The sequence below is a fragment of the Streptomyces sp. NPDC006733 genome (assembly GCF_040636125.1).
Lineage (GTDB): Bacteria > Actinomycetota > Actinomycetes > Streptomycetales > Streptomycetaceae > Actinacidiphila.
This window is the reverse complement of record NZ_JBEYJD010000006.1, coordinates 1-18,918: the sequence shown is the minus strand read 5'-3', so window position 1 is coordinate 18,918 and position 18,918 is coordinate 1. Positions and strand designations below refer to the sequence as shown.

Genomic DNA, 18,918 nt, shown 5'->3' with positions numbered 1-18,918 from the left:
CTAGCGCGCCTGCGCCGACTTCAGCCGTCCCCACACCACCAGCCGGTACTTGGAGGTGTATTCGGGCGTGCAGGTGGTGAGCGTGATGTACGCGGCGGCGCCGGTCATCCGGGCGCCCGGGTGCACGCTGCTGAACGGCACCGGGGCGATCACGGACCCGTCGGAGGGGTACGTCTGCGGCACGGTCTTCTCCACGGTGTAGACGAAGCGGCCGGTGGCCGTCTCGACGGTCACCGTGTCGCCGGCGCGCAGCCGGTCGAGGTGGCGGAACGGCTCCCCGTGGGTGTTGCGGTGCCCGGCGACGGCGAAGTTGCCGGTCTGGCCGGGCTGCGCGGTCTGCGGGTAGTGGCCGACGTAGCCGTGGTTGAGGATGGCGGTCTTGCTGACGCCCTGGGCCACCGGGGCCGTCACGCCGATCGCGGGGATGCGGAGCACGGCGTAGGCCAGGTCGTCCCGTTCGGGCGCTGCCGCCTGCCGCTGCGGGGCCTTCATTGAGGCCGGGTCATCGGATGTATCCATCGTCGGGGTGTCGGCGGACGGCTGCGCCGGGTCGGAGCCGGGGTCCGGCTCCGGGCCCCGCGCCGGGTCCTGCGCCGGGTCCTGCGCCGGGGCCGCGTCCCACTGCCGCTCCAGCGCCGCGACCTGCCGCCGCGCGGACTCGTGCGCCCGCAGGTTCGTCCACCACAACTGGTGCGCCACCAGCAGCAGCACGACGACCCCGAGCGTCACGCCGAGTTCGGCGGCGCCCCACAGCGCCCGCCCCAGCGGGGTCCGCCGCGCGCCGCCGCTGCGCAGGAGGCGTCCGCGGCCCTGGACGACGACTCGGGCGGACCTGGATTTCTGACGCACCGTCATATGGCTGACGATACGGCCGGTTCCCGCTCCCGGGACAGGCCCCGGGGCGGGCCGGCTCGGGCGCTACCCCGTGAACAGCTGCGACGCCGTGTAGATCGCGAGCCCCGCCAGCGCGCCGACCACCGTGCCGTTGATCCGGATGAACTGCAGGTCGCGGCCCACGTGCGCCTCGATCTTGCGGGACGTCTGGTCGGCGTCCCAGCCCGCCACCGTCTCGGTGATCAGCGAGGTGATCTCGTCCCGGTAGGTCGTCACCACGTACGTGGCGGCGTCCTCCAGCCAGCCGTCCACCTTCGCCTGCAGGGCGGTGTCGGTCGCCATCCGGGCGCCCAGCGACAGCAGCGACGCCCGGGTCCGCAGCCGCAGCTCGCTGCGCTCGTCCTCGGCGGCGGCCACGACCATGCCGCGCACCGCCGTCCACGCCGACTCGATCAGGTCCTGCACCTCGCCCCGCGCCAGCAGGTCCTTCTTCAGCCGCTCGACGCGCTCACGGGTGTCCGGGTCGGACTGCAGCTCGACCGCGAAGTCCCCCAGGAACCGGTCCACCGCGCCGCGCGCCGGATGGTCCGGCATGTCGCGCATCTCGGCGGTGAAGCGCACCAGCTCCTTGTAGACCCGCTCGCCGACCTTGCGGTCCACGAACCGGGGCGTCCACCCGGGCGCCCCGCCCTGCACCGCGTCCATCACCGAGTCGCCGTGCCGCACCAGCCAGTCGTGCGCCCGCACGCAGACCAGGTCGACCACCCGCCGGTGCCCGCCGTCCTCGACCACGTGCTCCAGCATCCGGCCGACGCCCGGCGCCACCTCCTGGCCCTCCGCGCGCCGGGTGATGGCCTCGCCGACCACCGCCTGCACATCGGAGTCCCGCAGCACCCTCAGCAGCCCGCGCAGCGCCGCCGCGGCCTGCTCCGTCACCCGGTCGGCGTGCTCGGGGTCGGCCAGCCAGGCGCCGAGCCGCGAGCCGATGCCGACGGCCCGCAGCCGCGTCCTGACGACGTCCGCCGACAGGAAGTTCTCGCCGACGAAGTCGCCGAGGCTGTGCCCGAGGGCGTCCTTCTTCGTCGGGATGATCGCCGTGTGCGGGATCGGCAGGCCCAGCGGGTGGCGGAAGAGCGCCGAGACGGCGAACCAGTCCGCCATCGCGCCGACCATGCCCGCCTCCGCGGCGGCCGCCACGTACCCCGCCCAGCCGCCCGCACCGGCGGACTCCGCCCACTTCGCCAGGGCGTAGACGACGGTGGCGGCGAGCAGCAGCCCGGTCGCGATCACCTTCATCCGGCGCACCCCGCGGCGCCGGCCCTCGTCGGCGGCCTCCGCGGCGCCCAGCGCCGCCCCCGGTCCGCCGCGTGGGCCGCCGCCCGGACCGCCGCGTGGGCCGTCCGCCGGTCCGCCGTCCGGATCGCTCATTACCGCTGCTTCCATCCGCTCCACCCGCGTATCGTCACCGCCACTGCCAACCTGGGAACGAACAACAGGTTCCCCGCGTCCCGGGTGGTCACGCCAGGAACGCCGGAACCCCCGTACGAAGGAGCGAGCCGCGATGACAGCGCAGGACAGGACCGGAGGGCTGCCCGGCTACGCCGGACACTTCGAGGAGCCCGAGGGGTACCTGGACTTCGCCCGCTACGGCCCGCCCTCCCGCGACGTGCTGGACGCCACGGCGCGGGCCCTGACCGAGTCCGCCCGCGCCACCCACAGCACCGTGGACGACCTGATGCGCGCCGAGCCCCGGGCCCGGGAGGCCGCCGCCCGGCTGGCCGGGACCGACCCCGACCACGTGGTGCTGCTGCCGAACACGTCCACCGGCCTGTTCCACGCCGCCTTCGGCGTCACCGGCGGCACCGTCCTCGTCCCGTCCGGCGAGTTCCCCTCCAACCAGTACCCGTGGCGGCGCGCCGCGGAGCTCGGCAGGGCCGAACCCCGGCCGCTCGCCCCCGACCAGCGGGGCATGATCACCCCCGACACCGTCCGCGACGCCCTGAGCGGCCCCGACGGAGACGGCGTGGTGGCCGTGGCGCTGAGCGCGGTGGACTTCCGCACCGGGCAGCGCGCCGACCTCGCCGCGATCCGCGAGGTGATCGGCGACCGGCTGCTGATCGTGGACGCCATCCAGGGCTTCGGCGTCGCCGACCTGCCCTGGCAGGCCGCGGATGTCGTCGTCACCGGCGGCCAGAAGTGGCTGCGGGCCGGCTGGGGCACCGGCTTCGCCGCGCTCTCCGACCGGGCCCTGGAACGGCTGGAGCCCGTCCTGACCGGCTGGACCGGCGTGGAGGACGCGGGCCTCTTCGACGACGTGGAGCACCCGCCCGCCACCGGTGCGCGGCGGTGGAGCATCACCAACCTCAGCCCCGTCGCCGCGGCCGCCCTCGCCGCCGCCCTGGAACTGGTCGAACGGTCCGGGGTGGCCGCCATCGAGGAGCACATCACCACCCGGGTGGCCCAACTCATCGACACCGTTCTGGCCTGCGGCGGCGAGGTGCTCTCCCCCGTCGCCCCCGAGCAGCGCGCCGGCATCGTCTCGTTCCGCGTCCCCGGCACCGACCCGCGGCTGGTCGCCAAGGCGCTGCACGGCTACGAGGTCACCCCGACGGTCCGCGGGGACTCGCTGCGCCTGTCGGCGCACGCCTCGACCCCGCTGGCCGCCGTCGACCGGGTGCACGCGGCCCTCAGCTCACTGCGCTGAGCCGCCCGCCGACGGGGCCGGCGACGGGGCGGGCGACGGGGCCGGCACCGGCACCGTCGAGTACATCCGCGCGATGACGTCCTCGATCGCCGGCTCCCGCACCGACAGGTCCACCAGCGGGTAGCGCTCCGCCAGTGCGGCGACCAGCGGCGCCGCGCTGGCCGCCGCCGGGAACGCCAGCCACTGGCGCGGCCCCTCGACCTTCACGCACCGGGCGCCCGCCACCACCACCGCCGGCAGCTCCCGTTCGAAGTCCACGACGAGCGTGCGCTCGCTCTCCCCCACCGCGTGCAGCCCGTCCAGACCGCCGTCGTACATCAGCCGCCCGTGGTCGATGACCATCACCCGCTCGCAGAGCTGCTCGATGTCGGTCAGGTCGTGCGTGGTCAGCAGCACGGTCGTGCCCTGCTCGGCGTTGACCGTCCGCAGGAACTCCCGCACCTTCGCCTTGCTGACCACGTCGAGGCCGATGGTCGGCTCGTCCAGGTACAGCACCTCCGGATCGTGCAGCAGCGCCGCCGCGATGTCGCCGCGCATCCGCTGCCCCAGCGACAGCTGCCGCACCGGGACGTCCAGCAGCGGCCCGAGGTCGAGGAGGTCGACGCATCGCGCCAGGTTCCGCGCGTACCGCGCGTCCTCGATCCGGTACATCCGCCGCACCAGCTGGTAGGAGTCCTTCAGCGGCAGGTCCCACCACAGCGTGGTGCGCTGCCCGAACACCACCCCGATGCGGCGCGCCAGCTTCGTCCGGTCCCGCGTCGGGTCGATCCCCGCGACCCGCACCCGTCCGCCGCTGGGCATCAGGATTCCGGTCAGCATCTTGATCGTGGTGGACTTCCCGGCCCCGTTCGGCCCGATGTAGCCGACCATCTCGCCGCGCGGCACCGAGAACGAGATCCCGTCGACCGCCCGCACCTGATGCCGCTCGCGACGCCACCGCCCGGCCTTGCGCCGCACGTCGAAGACCTTCTCCACCGCGTCGAGTTCGATGTGCGCCTCGTCCGTCGTCCCGTGCACCGCCGGTCCCCTCATCGTCCGTCCCAGGTCTCTTCGCCGCCCTCCCGCCCGGCCGGCGGCCCTCAGCTCCCCGTGCTGCGGTACGAGCGCAGGCCCGTCCGCCACGCCAGCCCGGCCACCGCGCAGCACACCACCGCCACCAGCGGCGACGCGAAGTCCAGCCACCCCGGCAGGGCCAGCGGGTCGGCGCGGCCCAGGATGCGCAGCGCGGGCAGCCAGTTGACGAACGCCAGCGGCACGATGAACGTGACACCGCGCACCAGGTCCCTGGCGAAGATCGACGGCGGGTACTGCAGCAGCGTGTTCCCGCCGTACGTGAAGGAGTTCTGCACCTCGGAGGCGTCGCCCGCCCAGAACTGGAAGGCCGCCCCGGCCACGAACACCGCCCCGAAGATCGCCGCACCGCTGAGCAGCATCATCGGCAGCATCGCCACCTTCAGCACCGTCCAGTCGACGTCCAGCCGGCTCAGCGACCAGCCCAGCACCAGCGAGCCCTGGGTGACGCGCCCCAGCCGCCGCAGCGCGAACCGGTCGGCCGCCACCTGCGCGAGCACCGGCACCGGGCGCAGCAGCAGCGTGTCCAGCGTGCCGTCCCTGACCCGGCGCCCGAGCCGGTCCATGCTGCCCATCGCCAGGTCGGCCAGCCCGAACGCGGTGCTGGTCGTCCCGTACAGGAACGCCACCTCGGGCAGCGTGAACCCGCCCAACGTCGTGACGTGCGAGAACATCAGCATGATCGTGGCGAAGTCCAGGCCGGTGACCGCCAGGTTGCCCAGCGCCGTCATCAGGAACGACGCCCGGTACGCCATCGTCGACCGCACCCACATCGCGACGATCAGCCCGTACGCCCGCAGCCCGTCGACCAGCGGCCGCTCCCCGCCCGCGCCGCGCCCGGCCGCGGCCTCCCGTTCGCGCCCGGCGGCGGCTCCCCGTTCCCGCCCGGCCAGTGCTCCCCGCTCCCCCTCGGCCACCGCTCCCCGCTCCGCCTCAGCCACCCTGCACCACGACCTTGCCGGTCGCCACGGACTGCAGCGCCCGCCCCGCCGCCAGCAGCGCCACCGCCCAGCCCGCCTGGAAGGCGAACGCCCGCACCAGGCCGGCGCCGGTGTGCCGGCCCAGGAAGACGTCGGCGGGGATCTGCTGCAGCGACGCCCACGGCAGGACCCGCGCCACCTCGCCGAGCCAGCCGGGGAAGAGCGTCAGCGGCAGCAGGGCGCCCGAGAAGAACATGCTCGCCAGCCCCGCGATCTGGCCGACTCCCGCCCCGTCGAGCAGCCAGAACGCGCTCAGTACGACGAGATAGCGCAGCGCGAAGCTGACGACGACCCCCAGCGCCACCGACACCAGGAACAGCAGCCAGGTCAGCGGGTCCGCAGGCAGCGTCAGCTCGAAGGCGAGCGCGCCGACCAGCATCGGCACCACGCCCCGGCCCAGCAGATGGAAGGCCGCCCGGCCCAGGTCGGTGGCGAGCCACCACAGCTGCAGGTCGGCGGGCCGGTACAGGTCGATCGCCACGTCCCCGGTCCGGATCCGCTCGATCAGCTCGTCCTGGAATCCGCCGCCCATCATCGCCGTGGTCATCAGCAGCGCCTGGCCGATCCACACATAGGTCAGCGCCTGGGACCGGTCGTATCCGCCCAACCCGGGACGCGCGTCCCACAGCGCGATATAGGTGGAGGCGAGGATGAAACCGAAGACCGTGTTGGTGAAGACCCCGGCGGCGGTGGCCACCCGATAGGTCGCGAACCGCCGGAACCCGCTGAGGGCGACCGCCGCGTACAGACGTAGCCCGCCCACCCGCCCACGTCCCCTCCGTGTCAGGGCGAGGACCGGCCCGGTCCCGCACCCGCCCGTCCGCGCCAAAGCCGCCGAGCTTAATCGCCCATCGGGAGGACCCGCCAATGGATTTCCACCCGTTCGAGTGCACCGGATCAGCCGTTCGGCCTGTCACAGCCCTGTCACGGGTGCGCGCCGTTGATCGCACAAGCACCGATGATGCGACAGTGTTCAACGGGGCGTACGTAACGATTGACCCAAGATGTTCCGTCGCGGACCAACCTCGGCGGCGGCGGAGGAGTCCTAACAGTCATGAGCGACGAGCCGGAGCAGCACCAGAGCAGTAACGCTTCGCCGGGCTGGGAGCCCCGACCGCCGGCCCTCAACAGGAAGGGACGGCCCCGGCGCACCGGCCTCGGCCGGCTGATCCCGACCTGGCGGATGGTGGCCGGCACGGTCATCGTCGTCCTGCTGATCTGCGTCGGCGGGTTCTTCATCGGCTACGCGCTGGTGCCGATCCCGAACCCCAACGCCGCCGCCACCGCGCAGAGCAACGTCTACTTCTACGCCGACGGCAAGACCGAACTGGCCCGCGACGGCGAGATCAACCGCGAGAACGTCACCCTCGCGCAGATCGCCAAGACCGCCCAGTACGCGGCGCTCTCCGCCGAGGACCGCGGCTTTTACCACGAGTCCGCCGTCAGCCCGAAAGCGATGATCCGCGCCGCCTGGAACACCGTCACCGGCAAGGGCAAGCAGTCCGGCTCCACGATCACCCAGCAGTACGTGAAGAACTACTACCTGAACCAGGAGCAGACCGCCCTCCGCAAGGTCAAGGAGTTCTTCATCGCGATCAAACTCGATCGCAACGAGACCAAGGACGAAATTCTCGAGGGGTATCTGAACACCAGTTACTTCGGCCGCAACTCCTACGGCATCCAGGCCGCCTCCCGGGCCTACTTCAGCAAGGACGCCGACAAGCTCACCACCGCCGAGGGCGCCTACCTCGCCACCCTGCTCAACGCCCCCAGCGAGTACGACGTCGTCGCCCACCCGCAGAACCTCGCCAAGGCCAAGGCCCGCTGGAACTACGTCCTCGACGGCATGGTCAAGGAAGGCTGGCTCAGCCCCGCGGAGCGCGCCACCACGAAGTTCCCCACCCCCGGCAAGCCCAAGCCCGCCGCCAGCAAGGCCGGCCAGCGCGGATACATCATCGAGGCCGTCAACGACTACCTCGACGACAACAACATCATCGACGCGGAGACCCTGCGCGCCGGCGGCTACCGGATCGTCACCACCATCCAGAAGCCCAAGGAGGACGCCTTCGTCGCGGCCACCAAGAAGAAGGTCTACGACCAGCTCGGCACCACCAAGGCCGACAGCTTCGTACGCGCCGGCGGCGCCTCCATCGACCCCGCCACCGGCAAGGTCGTCGCCCTGTACGGCGGCATCGACTACACCAAGCAGTACGTCAACAACGCCACCCGCACCGACTACGCGGTCGGCTCGACGTTCAAGCCCTTCATCTTCGCCGCCGCCGTCCAGCACAACTCCCAGACGCAGGACGGCCGCCTGATCACCCCGCGCACCGTCTACGACGGCGACAACCGCCGCCCGGTGATCGGCCCCGACGGCCCGGTCGGCTACGCGCCGCCCAACGAGGACCAGAAGGACTACGGCGCCATCACCGTCACCAAGGCGATGGACCACTCGGTCAACGCCGTCTACGCGCAGATGGCCCAGGACGTCGGACCCTCCAAGGTCAACGAGACCGTACGCGCCCTCGGCATGCCCGAGTCCGTCAAGCTGGAGTCCGTGCCCTCCATGGCCCTCGGCATCACCGAGGCCAGCCCGCTGCAGATGGCGCAGACGTACGCGACCCTCGCCAACCACGGCAAGTACATCCCGTACACGCTCGTGGAGAAGATCACCAAGGACAACGGCGACCTCAGCCTCCCCCACCGCGACAGCCGGCAGGCCGTCCCCCGCGAGGCCGCCGACACCACCACGTCCATCCTGCAGAGCGTCGTCGAGGGCGGCACCGCCTCCGTCGCCCAGGAGTCGGGACGCACCTCCGCCGCCAAGACCGGCACCATCGACGAGGACCGGGCCGCCTGGTTCGCCGGCTACACCCCGAACCTCGCCACCGTCGTCGCCGTGATGGGCCAGAACCCCGACACCGGCAAGCACGAGTCGCTCAACGGCGCACTCGGCGTCGACCGCGTCAACGGCGGCGGCGCGCCCGGCGAGGTCTGGGCCTCCTACACCGAGGCCGCCCTCAGCGGCACCGAGGACGTCGACTTCGACCTCGAACTGCAGGACGGCGCCACCGCCCCGACCGAGCCCCCCACCACCGCACCGCCCACGTCGTCCACGCCCTCGCAGACCCCGTCCCAGACCCCGTCCAGGACCCCGTCGCAGACGCCGTCCCAGACCCCGTCGCAGACACCGTCCGAAACCCCGTCGGAGACCCCCACCGACGAGTCCCCGCCCCCCACCAGCGGGCCCCCGACCCTGCTGCCCAGCGGCGGAGCGGTCGGCGGAGGCGGCGGGGACGGCGGCGTGGACGCGGGCTGACACGGGGCGGCACCGGCTGGCCTGCTGCGTGCTGCCCGCTGCTAGTGCCCGGACGTGGCCTTCAGGCCCACGACGGCCACCAGCAGCAGGCAGATGAAGAAGATCCGGGCGGCGGTCGCCGGCTCACCCAGCACCACCATGCCGAGGATCGCCGCCCCCGCCGCGCCGATGCCCACCCACACGCCGTACGCCGTCCCGATCGGCAGCGTCTTCGCCGCCTGCGACAGCAGCATCATGCTCACCACGATGCCCGCACCCGTGAACACGCTCGGCCACAGCCGCGTGAACCCGTCGGTGTACTTCATCCCGATCGACCAGGCGACCTCGACCAGACCCGCGACGCACAAAAGGACCCATGCCATGACGGCACCTCCAGGGTTGTTGCTTCCAGGGGGTGCGTCGTCTTTGCATGGGTCCCGGTACGGCGCGTCTCGTCGGGCTCACACCAACCGTAGCAAACTACAGATAAAGACCCGTGGAGTCCTCCGAGCCCTGCAGCCGCTCGGACGCGACCGCGTGCAGGTCCCGCTCGCGCATCAGCACGTACGCGACACCCCGCACCTCGACCTCGGCCCGGTCCTCCGGGTCGTACAGCACCCGGTCCCCGACCTCCACCGTCCGCACGTTCTGGCCCACCGCGACCACCGCGGCCCACGCCAGGCGCCGGCCCACCGCGGCCGTGGCGGGGATGAGGATGCCGCCGCCCGAGCGGCGCTCACCCTCCGAACCCTCGGCCCTGACCAGCACCCGGTCGTGCAGCATCCGGATGGGCAGCTTGTCGTGCTCGCTATGGGAACTCACGGCGACGAGATTACCGGCGACGCCGACGGACCGAGAGCCCGGCCACCACAGCGACCAGCGCCACCGCGGCCACCGCCACCGGAACCACCCGGTCCACCCGCAGCACGCCCTCCTCGGACACGAAGTGCCCGCGGGCGTCGCTCACCGCGCGATTCACCGCCACATACGCCTGGCCCACCGTCCGGTCCACCGCGGAGAAGGCCTTCGCCTTCACATCCCGCGCGACCGTGCTCGGGTGCACCCTTACCGCGATCTCGTCCAGCGTCGCGGCCAGATCCTGCCGCCTACGGGAGATCTCCGCCTCAATCTGAGCGGGAGTCCTGCCTTCCGACACCGCATTGCCTCCAACGCCTCGACCGGTACCGTGACGGACAGTCTGTCAGCCCGACGCGGACCGCGCCCCGTCGGCACCCCGTTTGCGTACCCGGGAGTACCCCGCGTGTACCCGCGTAAGGAGTCCTCACCCATGACCGACCGCCTCCAGCCCGGCGACACCGCCCCCGCCTTCACCCTCCCGGACGCGGACGGCACGCCCGTCTCCCTCGCCGACCACGCCGGCCGCAAGGTGATCGTCTACTTCTACCCGGCCGCCCTCACCCCCGGCTGCACCAAGCAGGCGTGCGACTTCACCGACAACCTCGACCTGCTCGCCGCCGCCGGCTACGACGTGATCGGCGTCTCGCCCGACAAGCCCGAGAAGCTCGCCAAGTTCCGCGAGAAGGAAAATCTGAAAGTCACCCTGGTGGGCGATCCCGACAAGAAGGTCCTCGAGGCCTACGCCGCCTTCGGCGAGAAGAAGCTCTACGGCAAGACCGTCACCGGCGTCATCCGCTCCACCGTGATCGTCGGCGCCGACGGCAAGGTCGAACACGCCTTCTACAACGTCAAGGCCACCGGCCACGTCGCCAAGCTCATCAAGGACCTGAAGGTCTGACCCGCCCGGAGTGACCAAGGTCCCGAATCCCGGGACCTTGGTTTACACCGGCGCCGATTGCGCAGGAGAGCCCCTCGGACCAGAGCCACCGACCGAGAGGACCCCCCTGTGCCGACCCGTGACGCCGAAACCACGGCCGGAACCGAGGCGGCCGACCAGGGCGCCCGCCGCCGCCACCCCGGCCTCTACCGGATCATCCGCCGCAGCCGGAACCCCCCGCTGCGCCGCAGCGACATCACCGTCACCGACGAAGCCGCCGTCAAGCGCGCCGTGAAGGCCGCCTCGCTCGGCAACGCCATGGAATGGTTCGACTTCGGCATCTACAGCTACCTGGCCGTCACCATCGGCCACGTGTTCTTCCCCTCCGGAAGCGACACCGTGCAGCTGCTCTCGTCCTTCGCGACGTTCGCCGTCGCCTTCCTCATCCGCCCCGTCGGCGGCATGGTCTTCGGACCCATGGGCGACCGCATCGGCCGCAAGAAGGTCCTCGCCCTCACCATGATCATGATGGCGGTCGGCACCTTCGCGATCGGCCTGATCCCCTCCTACGCCGCCATCGGCTTCTGGTCGCCCGTCCTGCTGATCCTCTTCCGGCTCGTCCAGGGCTTCTCCACGGGCGGCGAGTACGGCGGCGCGTCCACCTTCATCGCCGAGTACGCCCCCGACAAGCGCCGCGGGTTCTACGGCAGCTTCCTCGAATTCGGCACCCTCGCCGGCTACATCGGCGCCGCCGGACTCGTCACGATCCTCAGCGCCGTCCTCGACACCGGCTCCATGGAGAGCTGGGGATGGCGCATCCCCTTCCTCGTCGCCGGCCCCATCGGCCTGATCGGCCTCTACCTCCGGCTCCGGCTCGACGAGACCCCCGCCTTCCAGAAGCTCGGCAACGAGACCGCCCGCACCTCCGACACGGCCACCGCCGAGACCACCGCCAAGGGCGACCTGCGCACCATCTTCGCCGACCACTGGCCGGCCCTGATCCTCTGCATGGCCCTGGTCGCCGCGTACAACATCACCGACTACATGCTGCTCTCCTACATGCCGACGTACCTCACCGACGAGCTGCACTACAACGAGACGCACGGGCTGCTCATCCTGCTGGGCGTCATGGTCTTCCTGATGCTCGTCATCAACCAGGTCGGCCGCCTCAGCGACCACTACGGCCGCAAGCCGCTCCTCATGACCGGCATGCTCGGCTTCCTCGTCCTGACCGCCCCCGCGTTCCTGCTCGTCAAGCAGGGCAGCCTGATCGCCGTCTCCGCCGGCATGCTGATGCTCGGCCTCGCCCTCGTCTGCCTCCTCGGCACGATGTCCGCCGCGCTCCCGGCCCTCTTCCCCACCCAGGTCCGCTACGGCTCCCTGTCGGTCGGCTACAACGTCTCCACGTCCCTCTTCGGCGGCACGACCCCGCTGGTCATCACCGGCCTCATCAGCCTGACCGGCGACGACATGATGCCCGCGTACTACTCGATGGCCGCGGCCCTCGTCGGCGTCATCGCCGTCGCCTGCATGAAGGAGACCGCGCGCCGGCCCCTGGCAGGCTCCCCGCCCGCCGTAGCCACCCCCCAGGAGGCCGCGGACCTCTGCGCCGCCCAGGCCACGGCCCCCCGCTTCTGACCCTCCGGGCGGCACCCCGGCCCGTGACCGTCACCCGAATGCCTCGTTAGTACGTACGAGGCTGCGACAAGCGGCCGCACCCAGGGCTCTGCAGCCACCACCGGTGAGCGAGGGATTCCCGGTAGCGGCTGCGAGGAATCCCCCTCCCACCCCGGATCCGGAGGGGGATCCCCATGCCACCCAGCCAGTACACCCGTGAACGCCTCGAAGAGGCCGCCGCACAGGCCGTGACGTGGAGCGACCTGATGCGGCGGCTCGGCTTCGCCGTCACGGGCGGGCGCCGCCGCCTGGTGCAGAAGGCGGCAGCCGATCTCGGCATCGACACCAGCCACTTCAAACAGCGCAGCCCGTGGCGCAAGTACCCGGACGAGGCCATCGCCGAAGCCGTCGCCTCGTCGAACACGCTGCGCGAGGTCGTCCAGAGACTGGGCGCGCCGCCGGCCACGGGAACGCTGTCCCACATCCGGCGCCGGATCGCCGCAGCGGGGATCGACACCGGCCACTTCCCCGCTCTGAACCGTCAGGAACGGGAACTGCCGTTCACCGAGGCCGAGCTCAGGACGTCAGCCGCCTCGGTGACCAGCATCCGCGCCATGGCCCGGGACCTCGGCGTCCCCGACGACAGCGGCTCCCGCGCGGCGCTTCGGCGCATGCTCGCGGAGTCCGGCGTCGACATCAGCCATTTCCGCTACGGGCGGTTGGTCCTCCCGGAGAGGGACGTGCGAGCGGCCGTGGCCGACGCCACCAGCTTCGCCGACGTCATGCGGTCGGTGGGGGTGCCCGTGAACGAGACGAACCACCGGAGGGTGCGCCGGCTGGTCGCGGAACTCGGTCTGGACACCTCCCACTTCAAGCGGAGGACGTGGGGATCGGTACGGGTGCCCGAGCCGAAGGCGCCCGTGGCCCCAGAGGTCCTGCGGGCGCGCCCCGCGGGTTCGCCTCGTGTGAACCGTCTGCGGCTCCACCGGGCGCTGGCGGAAATCGGCGTCCCGTACCGGTGCGTGTCCTGCGGCAACGAGGGCGAGTGGCGGGGCAGGCCCGTCACCCTGCAGATCGACCACATCAACGGCGACTGGCTCGACAACCGCCGGGAGAACCTGCGTTACCTCTGCCCCAACTGCCACGCGACCACCGAAACGTGGTGTCGCAGTCGCCGAACGGAGGGGCGTGTCCGGCGCGTGGCAGGGGACTGAAACCGCGTGAACCCCGGAGTGGCAGCCGGTACCATGACCAAAACATGCGGCCGTGATGGAACTGGCAGTCATGCTGGGTTTAGGTCCCAGTGAGGTCATACCTCGTGTGGGTTCGAATCCCACCGGCCGCACTTGCCTACGATTCGAAGGCCCGATCCGAGCAGTGCTCGGATCGGGCCTTCGGCGTTCCTAGCCCAGCAGGTCGGCGACCAGGGGCGCCAGTGCCCTGAACGCCTCCCCCCGGTGGCTGATCGCGTTCTTCTCCGACGGGGTCAGTTCCGCGCACGTGCGCGTCTCACCCGCCGGTTGGAGGATCGGGTCGTAGCCGAAGCCGCCCGTGCCGGCCGGGGTGTGGCGGAGGGTGCCGGGGAGGCGGCCTTCCACGACGCGTTCCGTGCCGTCCGGGAGGGCGAGCGCGGCCGCGCACGCGAAGTGCGCGGCGCGGTGCGGGTCGTCGATGTCGGAGAGCTGGGCGAGGAGCAGGGCGAGGTTGGCGGCGTCGTCGCCGTGGGTGCCGGCCCAGCGGGCGGAGAAGATGCCGGGGGCGCCGCCGAGGACGTCGACGCAGAGGCCGGAGTCGTCGGCGACGGCGGGCAGGCCGGTGGCCTGGGCGAGGGCGTGGGCTTTGAGGAGGGCGTTCTCCGCGAAGGTGACGCCGGTTTCCTTGACGTCGGGGATCTCGGGGTAGGCGTCCGCGCCGACGAGGTCGACGGCGAGACCTGTGTCGGCGAGGATGGCGCGGAGTTCGGTGACTTTGTGGGCGTTTCGGGTCGCGAGGACAAGGCGCTGCATGCCGTCGATTATCGCGCTCAGCCCGGGGTGCAGACCTTCGTCAGCTCGCTTGCCGCGTCCGCGACGGGCGAGACGTCGGGGGTGGTGCCCTTGTTGGCGGCCGTGCGGGCGTTCTGGACGGCGGTGTTGAGGTCGTTGACGGCCTTGGTGACGTCGGCGTTGTCGGTCTTGCTGCCGACGTCCTTGAGGTCCGCGGAGATCTGGTCGAGGGCGTTGACGGCGTCCTGCGGGCTGTTGCCGGCGTTGCTGACGGCGTTCTGCAGGTTCTGGACGTCGCCGGCGACGGTGGCGGCCACGTGGGCGCAGTCGAGTGCCTTGTCGATGGCGCTGCAGCCGGCGGCGGCCGGGAGCGTCAGGGCGGCGGCCGCGGCGAGGGCGGCGATGGTGAGACGGCGGCGCGTGGCCATGGGTGGGTTCCTCCCCGGGGGATCTCCGTGTGAGATCTGTACCGGTAGACACGCGCCGCGCGCCGCCCCAGTTGCCTGGTTGCACGAAAGTGACAGCTTTGAGGCCGGTTCGTGGAGCGTCGGGTCGGGGTCTGGTGGCCGGGCCGGTCAGCCGAGGACGGCGAGTTGGGCGGCGGTGAGTTCCGCGCAGCCGCCGACGGCGAGGTCGAGGAGGGCGCCCAGTTCGGTGCGGTCGAAGGGGGCGCCTTCGGCGGTGCCCTGGACCTCGATGAAGCGGCCGTCGCCGGTGCAGACGACGTTCATGTCGGTCTCGGCCTTGACGTCCTCCTCGTAGGCGAGGTCGAGGAGGGGGAGGCCGTCGACGATGCCGACGCTGACGGCGGCGACGGTGCCGGTCAGGGGCTTGGCGCTGGCTTTGATGAGCTTCTTCTGCTGCATGAAGGTGACGGCGTCGGCGAGGGCGACGTAGGCGCCGGTGATGGCGGCGGTGCGGGTGCCGCCGTCGGCCTGGAGGACGTCGCAGTCGAGGACGATGGTGTTCTCGCCGAGGGCCTTGTAGTCGATGACGGCGCGGAGCGAGCGTCCGATGAGGCGGGAGATCTCGTGGGTGCGTCCGCCGATCTTGCCGCGGACGGCTTCGCGGTCGCCGCGGGTGTTGGTGGCGCGGGGGAGCATGGAGTACTCGGCGGTGACCCAGCCTTCGCCGCTGCCCTTGCGCCAGCGGGGTACGCCCTGGGTGGCGCTGGCAGTGCAGAGGACCTTGGTGTCGCCGAAGGAGACGAGGACCGAGCCCTCGGCGTGCTTGCTCCATCCGCGCTGGATGGTGACGGGGCGGAGCTGTTCGGGGGTGCGGCCATCGAATCGAGACATGGTTCGAGCCTATCGACAAACAGCGGGGGCCCGTTCCGGTGTCGGAACGGGCCCCCGCGCTGAGAAGTGGGCCTCAGTTGTCCATCATGTCTTCGATGTCGGCGGCGATGGGGTCGGCGTCGGTGCCGATGACGACCTGGATCGCGGTGCCCATCTTGACGACGCCGTGGGCGCCGGCCTTCTTGAGGGCGGCCTCGTCGACGAGGCCGGGGTCCTTCACCTCGGTGCGGAGGCGGGTGATGCAGCCCTCGACCTCTTCGATGTTGTCGAGTCCGCCGAGTCCGGCGACGATCTGCTCAGCCTTGGTGGCCATTGCTCACTCCTGAGTGTCTCGGCCCGGCGGCCCGGTCCGATTTCAAACGGTAACGCACGTTTGGCCCATCTTCGCGGGCAGGGTTCCGGTTTGTGCCGAATGATAACGATCACTGGTGCCGTGCCCTCGGGGGCGTAGTGCCACCCTCGTCGTAAATGGTCTACACCACTTTGGGCCACGCGACAAAACAGGAGAGCCGGAGGGCGCCGCGACGCCGCCGGACCGGCAGCACCAGGAGGCCACCGATGAGTTCGGAGAACGCCGCCGTCGGGCAGCGACCCAGGAAGAAGTGGACGAGCGGCTTCTTCCAGGGGCTGCAGAAGATGGGCCGCAGCCTGCAGTTGCCGATCGCCGTACTTCCGGCGGCCGGCATCCTGAACCGGCTGGGCCAGCCGGACGTCTTCGGCGCGGACGGCCTGGGCTGGGACAAGGTCGCCAAGGTCTTCGCCGGCGCCGGCGGCGCGCTGCTGGACGGTTCGCTGGGCCTGCCGCTGCTGTTCGCCGTGGGTGTGGCGATCGGGATGGCCAAGAAGGCGGACGGCTCGACCGCGCTGGCGGCGGTCGCGGGCTTCCTCGTCTACTACAACGTGCTGCGCCAGTTCCCGGAGGACTGCGGCGGCGGCAAGTTCTCCACGGGTGTCTGCCTGGAGGGCACGACGGTCACGGCGGCGGCCTTCCAGAACCCGGGGGTCTTCGGCGGCATCGTGATCGGGCTGGCGACGGCGTTCTTCTGGCAGCGCTACCACCGCACCAAGCTGGTGGACTGGCTCGGCTTCTTCAACGGGCGCCGCCTGGTGCCGATCATCATGTCGTTCGTGGCGATCGTCTTCGCGGTGCTCTGCCTGTGGATCTGGCCGCCGATCGGTGACGCGCTCACCAGCTTCAGCAAGTGGCTGGTGGACCTGGGCTCGGTGGGCTCCGGCATCTTCGGCGTCGCCAACCGCGCGCTGCTGACGATCGGCCTGCACCAGTTCCTGAACGTCTTCGTCTGGTTCCAGTTCGGCGACTTCACGAAGCAGGACGGCACGGTCGTGCACGGCGACATCACCCGCTTCCTGGCGGGCGACCCGACGGCGGGCCAGTTCACCTCGGGCTTCTTCCCGATCATGATGTTCGCGCTGCCGGCCGCGGCGCTGGCGATGGCGCACTGCGCCAAGCCGCACCGCCGCAAGGAGGTGAGCGGCATGATGCTGTCGATCGGCCTGACGTCGCTGGTCACCGGGATCACGGAGCCGATCGAGTACTCGTTCCTCTTCATCGCCCCGCTGCTGTTCGCGATCCACGCGGTGCTGACCGGCGTCTCGATGGCGGTCACGTGGGGGCTCGGTGTCCATGACGGTTTCAGCTTCTCGGCGGGTCTGATCGACTACCTGATCAACTGGAACCTGGCCACCAAACCCTGGCTGATCATCCCGATCGGGCTCTGCTTCGCGGTGGTGTACTACGTGCTCTTCCGCTTCGTGATCACCAAGTTCAACCTGCCGACGCCGGGCCGCGAGCCGGACGAGGTGGAGGAGGAACTGGTGCAGGAGAACATCAAGTAACGCAACAGCCGCCCGGCGGATGTCCGGGTACAAAGCTCCGCGCGGAACGGCCCCCGAGTCCTTGGACTCGGGGGCCGTTCGGCGTGTGGTCCAGACCACTGGGACTGAATCGGAATTGGGGATTCCTTTATTCCGTCCCGACGTGTAAAACTGGTCTACACCACTCAGTGGTATAGACCATAGCGGCGGGCCGTCCCCCTTGAAGAGCCCGCCTCACCAGGAGGAATCTGATGAGTACGGCCACCGCTGCGGCGGCCCCCGCAAAGAAGCGGGGCTCCGGTCTCTTTTCCGGTCTGCAGAAGGTCGGTCGCAGCCTCCAGCTGCCGATCGCCGTCCTGCCGGCCGCGGGCATCCTGCTCCGTCTCGGCCAGGATGACGTCTTCGGCGACAAGGGCCTGGGCTGGCACAAGGTCGCGGCTGTCTTCGCGACCGCCGGCGGCGCGGTGTTCGACAACCTGCCGATGCTGTTCTGCATCGGTGTGGCGATCGGCTTCGCCAAGAAGGCGGACGGCTCGACCGCGCTCGCCGCGCTGGTCGGCTTCCTGGTCTACAGCAACGTGCTGAAGGCGTTCCCGGTGACCGAGGCCGTCATCAAGGCGGGCAAGGACGATCCGGCGGTGTACAACAACCCCGGCGTCCTCGGCGGCATCATCATGGGCCTGCTCGCCGCGGTGCTGTGGCAGCGCTACCACCGCAAGCAGCTGGTCGACTGGCTCGGCTTCTTCAACGGCCGCCGCCTGGTCCCGATCATCATGGCGTTCGTCGGAACGTTCGTCGGTGTCATATTCGGCCTCGGCTGGGAGCCGGTCGGCAAGGTCATCAGCGACTTCGGCGAGTGGATGACCGGTCTGGGCGCCGTCGGCGCCGGCCTGTTCGGCCTGATCAACCGCGCGCTGATCCCGGTCGGCATGCACCAGTTCGTGAACTCGGTCTCCTGGTTCCAGCTCGGCGACTTCAAGAACTCCGCGGGCGAGGTCGTGCACGGCGACCTGACCCGGTTCTTCGCGGGTGACCCCACCGCCGGACAGTTCATGTCGGGCTTCTTCCCGATCATGATGTTCGGCCTGCCGGCCGCCGCCATCGCCATCGCGCACTGCGCCCGCCCCGAGCGCCGCAAGGCGGTCATGGGCATGATGATCTCGCTCGCGCTGACCTCGTTCGTCACGGGTATCACCGAACCGATCGAGTTCTCGTTCATGTTCATCGCCCCGGTGCTCTACGCGATCCACGCGGTGCTCACCGCTGTCTCGATGGCCGTCACCTGGGCGCTGGGCGTGCACGCCGGCTTCACCTTCTCGGCCGGCTTCATCGACTACGCGCTGAACTGGAACCTCTCCACCAAGCCCTGGCTGATCATCCCGATCGGGCTCTGCTTCGCGGTGGTCTACTACGTGGTCTTCCGCTTCGCGATCCTCAAGTTCAACCTCACCACCCCGGGCCGCGAGCCCGAGGAGGAGATCGAGGACCTCACCAAGGCGTGAGCCCGGTGCCGCCGCCCGCTGGGCGGCGGAACGGGGGGGGGGGGGCGCCGGCGGGCGC

19 protein-coding genes, 1 tRNA gene and 1 riboswitch are annotated in these 18,918 nt (G+C 70.9%); of the genes, 8 read left to right on the top strand and 12 right to left on the bottom strand.

Features of this window, described 5'->3' with window-relative positions; translation table 11 throughout:
* Both ABZ721_RS07645 and ABZ721_RS07640 read right to left on the bottom strand, forming a co-directional pair.
* Positions 1 to 855, bottom strand: a complete 855-nt coding sequence (locus ABZ721_RS07645) for a class E sortase (RefSeq protein WP_358787677.1) — start codon at positions 853 to 855, stop codon at positions 1 to 3.
* Positions 856 to 918: 63 nt separating this feature from the next.
* Entirely contained in the window at positions 919 to 2,262 is a 1,344-nt protein-coding gene (locus ABZ721_RS07640) for a DUF445 domain-containing protein (protein WP_358787676.1), read from the bottom strand.
* Positions 2,263 to 2,395: 133 nt separating this feature from the next.
* Here ABZ721_RS07640 and ABZ721_RS07635 point away from each other — a divergent pair, with 133 nt between their 5' ends.
* A complete protein-coding gene (locus tag ABZ721_RS07635) occupies positions 2,396 to 3,538 on the top strand; it encodes an aminotransferase class V-fold PLP-dependent enzyme (protein WP_358787675.1) in 1,143 nt (380 codons plus the stop codon).
* On the opposite strand, the gene ABZ721_RS07630 is transcribed toward ABZ721_RS07635, so the two are convergent.
* The 3 genes from ABZ721_RS07630 to ABZ721_RS07620 form a co-directional block, all read right to left on the bottom strand.
* A complete protein-coding gene (locus ABZ721_RS07630) occupies positions 3,527 to 4,570 on the bottom strand; it encodes an ATP-binding cassette domain-containing protein (protein WP_358787674.1) in 1,044 nt (347 codons plus the stop codon). The two genes, ABZ721_RS07635 and ABZ721_RS07630, sit on opposite strands and share 12 nt — an antisense overlap.
* 47 nt (positions 4,571 to 4,617) lie before the next feature.
* Positions 4,618 to 5,421: an ABC transporter permease gene (locus ABZ721_RS07625; RefSeq protein ID WP_358787823.1), complete on the bottom strand. Its 804-nt coding sequence runs from the start codon at positions 5,419 to 5,421 to the stop codon at positions 4,618 to 4,620.
* A 121-nt stretch (positions 5,422 to 5,542) separates the two neighbouring features.
* Entirely contained in the window at positions 5,543 to 6,352 is an 810-nt protein-coding gene (locus tag ABZ721_RS07620) for an ABC-2 family transporter protein (protein WP_358787673.1), read from the bottom strand.
* Positions 6,353 to 6,643: 291 nt separating this feature from the next.
* On the opposite strand from ABZ721_RS07620, the gene ABZ721_RS07615 reads away from it, so the two are divergent.
* On the top strand, positions 6,644 to 8,908 hold the full coding sequence (locus tag ABZ721_RS07615; protein ID WP_358787672.1) for a transglycosylase domain-containing protein: 2,265 nt from the start codon (positions 6,644 to 6,646) through the stop codon (positions 8,906 to 8,908).
* A gap of 41 nt (positions 8,909 to 8,949) precedes the next feature.
* On the opposite strand, the gene ABZ721_RS07610 is transcribed toward ABZ721_RS07615, so the two are convergent.
* The 3 genes from ABZ721_RS07610 to ABZ721_RS07600 all read right to left on the bottom strand — a co-directional run bounded on the left by ABZ721_RS07610 (position 8,950) and on the right by ABZ721_RS07600 (position 10,043).
* Complete coding sequence (locus tag ABZ721_RS07610) at positions 8,950 to 9,270, bottom strand: multidrug efflux SMR transporter (RefSeq protein ID WP_358787671.1); 321 nt, start codon at positions 9,268 to 9,270, stop codon at positions 8,950 to 8,952.
* 31 nt (positions 9,271 to 9,301) lie between these two features.
* A riboswitch (guanidine-III (ykkC-III) riboswitch) is annotated at positions 9,302 to 9,367 on the bottom strand.
* Positions 9,368 to 9,670, bottom strand: a complete 303-nt coding sequence (locus tag ABZ721_RS07605; RefSeq protein WP_250980180.1) for a co-chaperone GroES — start codon at positions 9,668 to 9,670, stop codon at positions 9,368 to 9,370.
* A gap of 49 nt (positions 9,671 to 9,719) precedes the next feature.
* Positions 9,720 to 10,043: a DUF3618 domain-containing protein gene (locus ABZ721_RS07600; protein ID WP_358787670.1), complete on the bottom strand. Its 324-nt coding sequence runs from the start codon at positions 10,041 to 10,043 to the stop codon at positions 9,720 to 9,722.
* Between the two features lie 132 nt (positions 10,044 to 10,175).
* On the opposite strand from ABZ721_RS07600, the gene bcp reads away from it, so the two are divergent.
* From bcp to ABZ721_RS07580, 4 genes are all read left to right on the top strand, one after another.
* Positions 10,176 to 10,643, top strand: a complete 468-nt coding sequence (gene bcp, locus ABZ721_RS07595; protein ID WP_358787669.1) for a thioredoxin-dependent thiol peroxidase — start codon at positions 10,176 to 10,178, stop codon at positions 10,641 to 10,643.
* A gap of 108 nt (positions 10,644 to 10,751) precedes the next feature.
* Positions 10,752 to 12,260, top strand: coding sequence for a glycine betaine/L-proline transporter ProP (proP, locus tag ABZ721_RS07590; protein WP_358787668.1), 1,509 nt, complete (start codon positions 10,752 to 10,754; stop codon positions 12,258 to 12,260).
* A gap of 173 nt (positions 12,261 to 12,433) precedes the next feature.
* Positions 12,434 to 13,453, top strand: a complete 1,020-nt coding sequence (locus ABZ721_RS07585; RefSeq protein ID WP_358787667.1) for an HNH endonuclease — start codon at positions 12,434 to 12,436, stop codon at positions 13,451 to 13,453.
* Positions 13,454 to 13,499: 46 nt separating this feature from the next.
* Positions 13,500 to 13,584, top strand: a tRNA-Leu gene (locus tag ABZ721_RS07580).
* A gap of 58 nt (positions 13,585 to 13,642) precedes the next feature.
* On the opposite strand, the gene rdgB is transcribed toward ABZ721_RS07580, so the two are convergent.
* The 4 genes from rdgB to ABZ721_RS07560 all read right to left on the bottom strand — a co-directional run bounded on the left by rdgB (position 13,643) and on the right by ABZ721_RS07560 (position 15,835).
* Positions 13,643 to 14,245 (bottom strand): RdgB/HAM1 family non-canonical purine NTP pyrophosphatase, encoded by a 603-nt coding sequence (gene rdgB / locus ABZ721_RS07575; protein WP_358787666.1) that lies wholly within the window; start codon positions 14,243 to 14,245, stop codon positions 13,643 to 13,645.
* 17 nt (positions 14,246 to 14,262) lie between these two features.
* Positions 14,263 to 14,652 (bottom strand): hypothetical protein, encoded by a 390-nt coding sequence (locus ABZ721_RS07570; RefSeq protein ID WP_358787665.1) that lies wholly within the window; start codon positions 14,650 to 14,652, stop codon positions 14,263 to 14,265.
* A gap of 147 nt (positions 14,653 to 14,799) precedes the next feature.
* On the bottom strand, positions 14,800 to 15,522 hold the full coding sequence (rph, locus tag ABZ721_RS07565) for a ribonuclease PH (RefSeq protein ID WP_358787664.1): 723 nt from the start codon (positions 15,520 to 15,522) through the stop codon (positions 14,800 to 14,802).
* A 73-nt stretch (positions 15,523 to 15,595) separates the two neighbouring features.
* A complete protein-coding gene (locus ABZ721_RS07560) occupies positions 15,596 to 15,835 on the bottom strand; it encodes a PTS glucose/sucrose transporter subunit IIB (RefSeq protein WP_138356607.1) in 240 nt (79 codons plus the stop codon).
* Positions 15,836 to 16,080: 245 nt separating this feature from the next.
* On the opposite strand from ABZ721_RS07560, the gene ABZ721_RS07555 reads away from it, so the two are divergent.
* Positions 16,081 to 17,379 carry a PTS transporter subunit EIIC gene (locus ABZ721_RS07555; RefSeq protein ID WP_358787663.1) on the top strand — a complete coding sequence of 433 codons (1,299 nt, stop codon included), beginning with the start codon at positions 16,081 to 16,083 and terminating at the stop codon, positions 17,377 to 17,379.
* A gap of 230 nt (positions 17,380 to 17,609) precedes the next feature.
* Entirely contained in the window at positions 17,610 to 18,860 is a 1,251-nt protein-coding gene (locus tag ABZ721_RS07550) for a PTS transporter subunit EIIC (protein ID WP_358787662.1), read from the top strand.
* Positions 18,861 to 18,918: the final 58 nt, after the last annotated feature.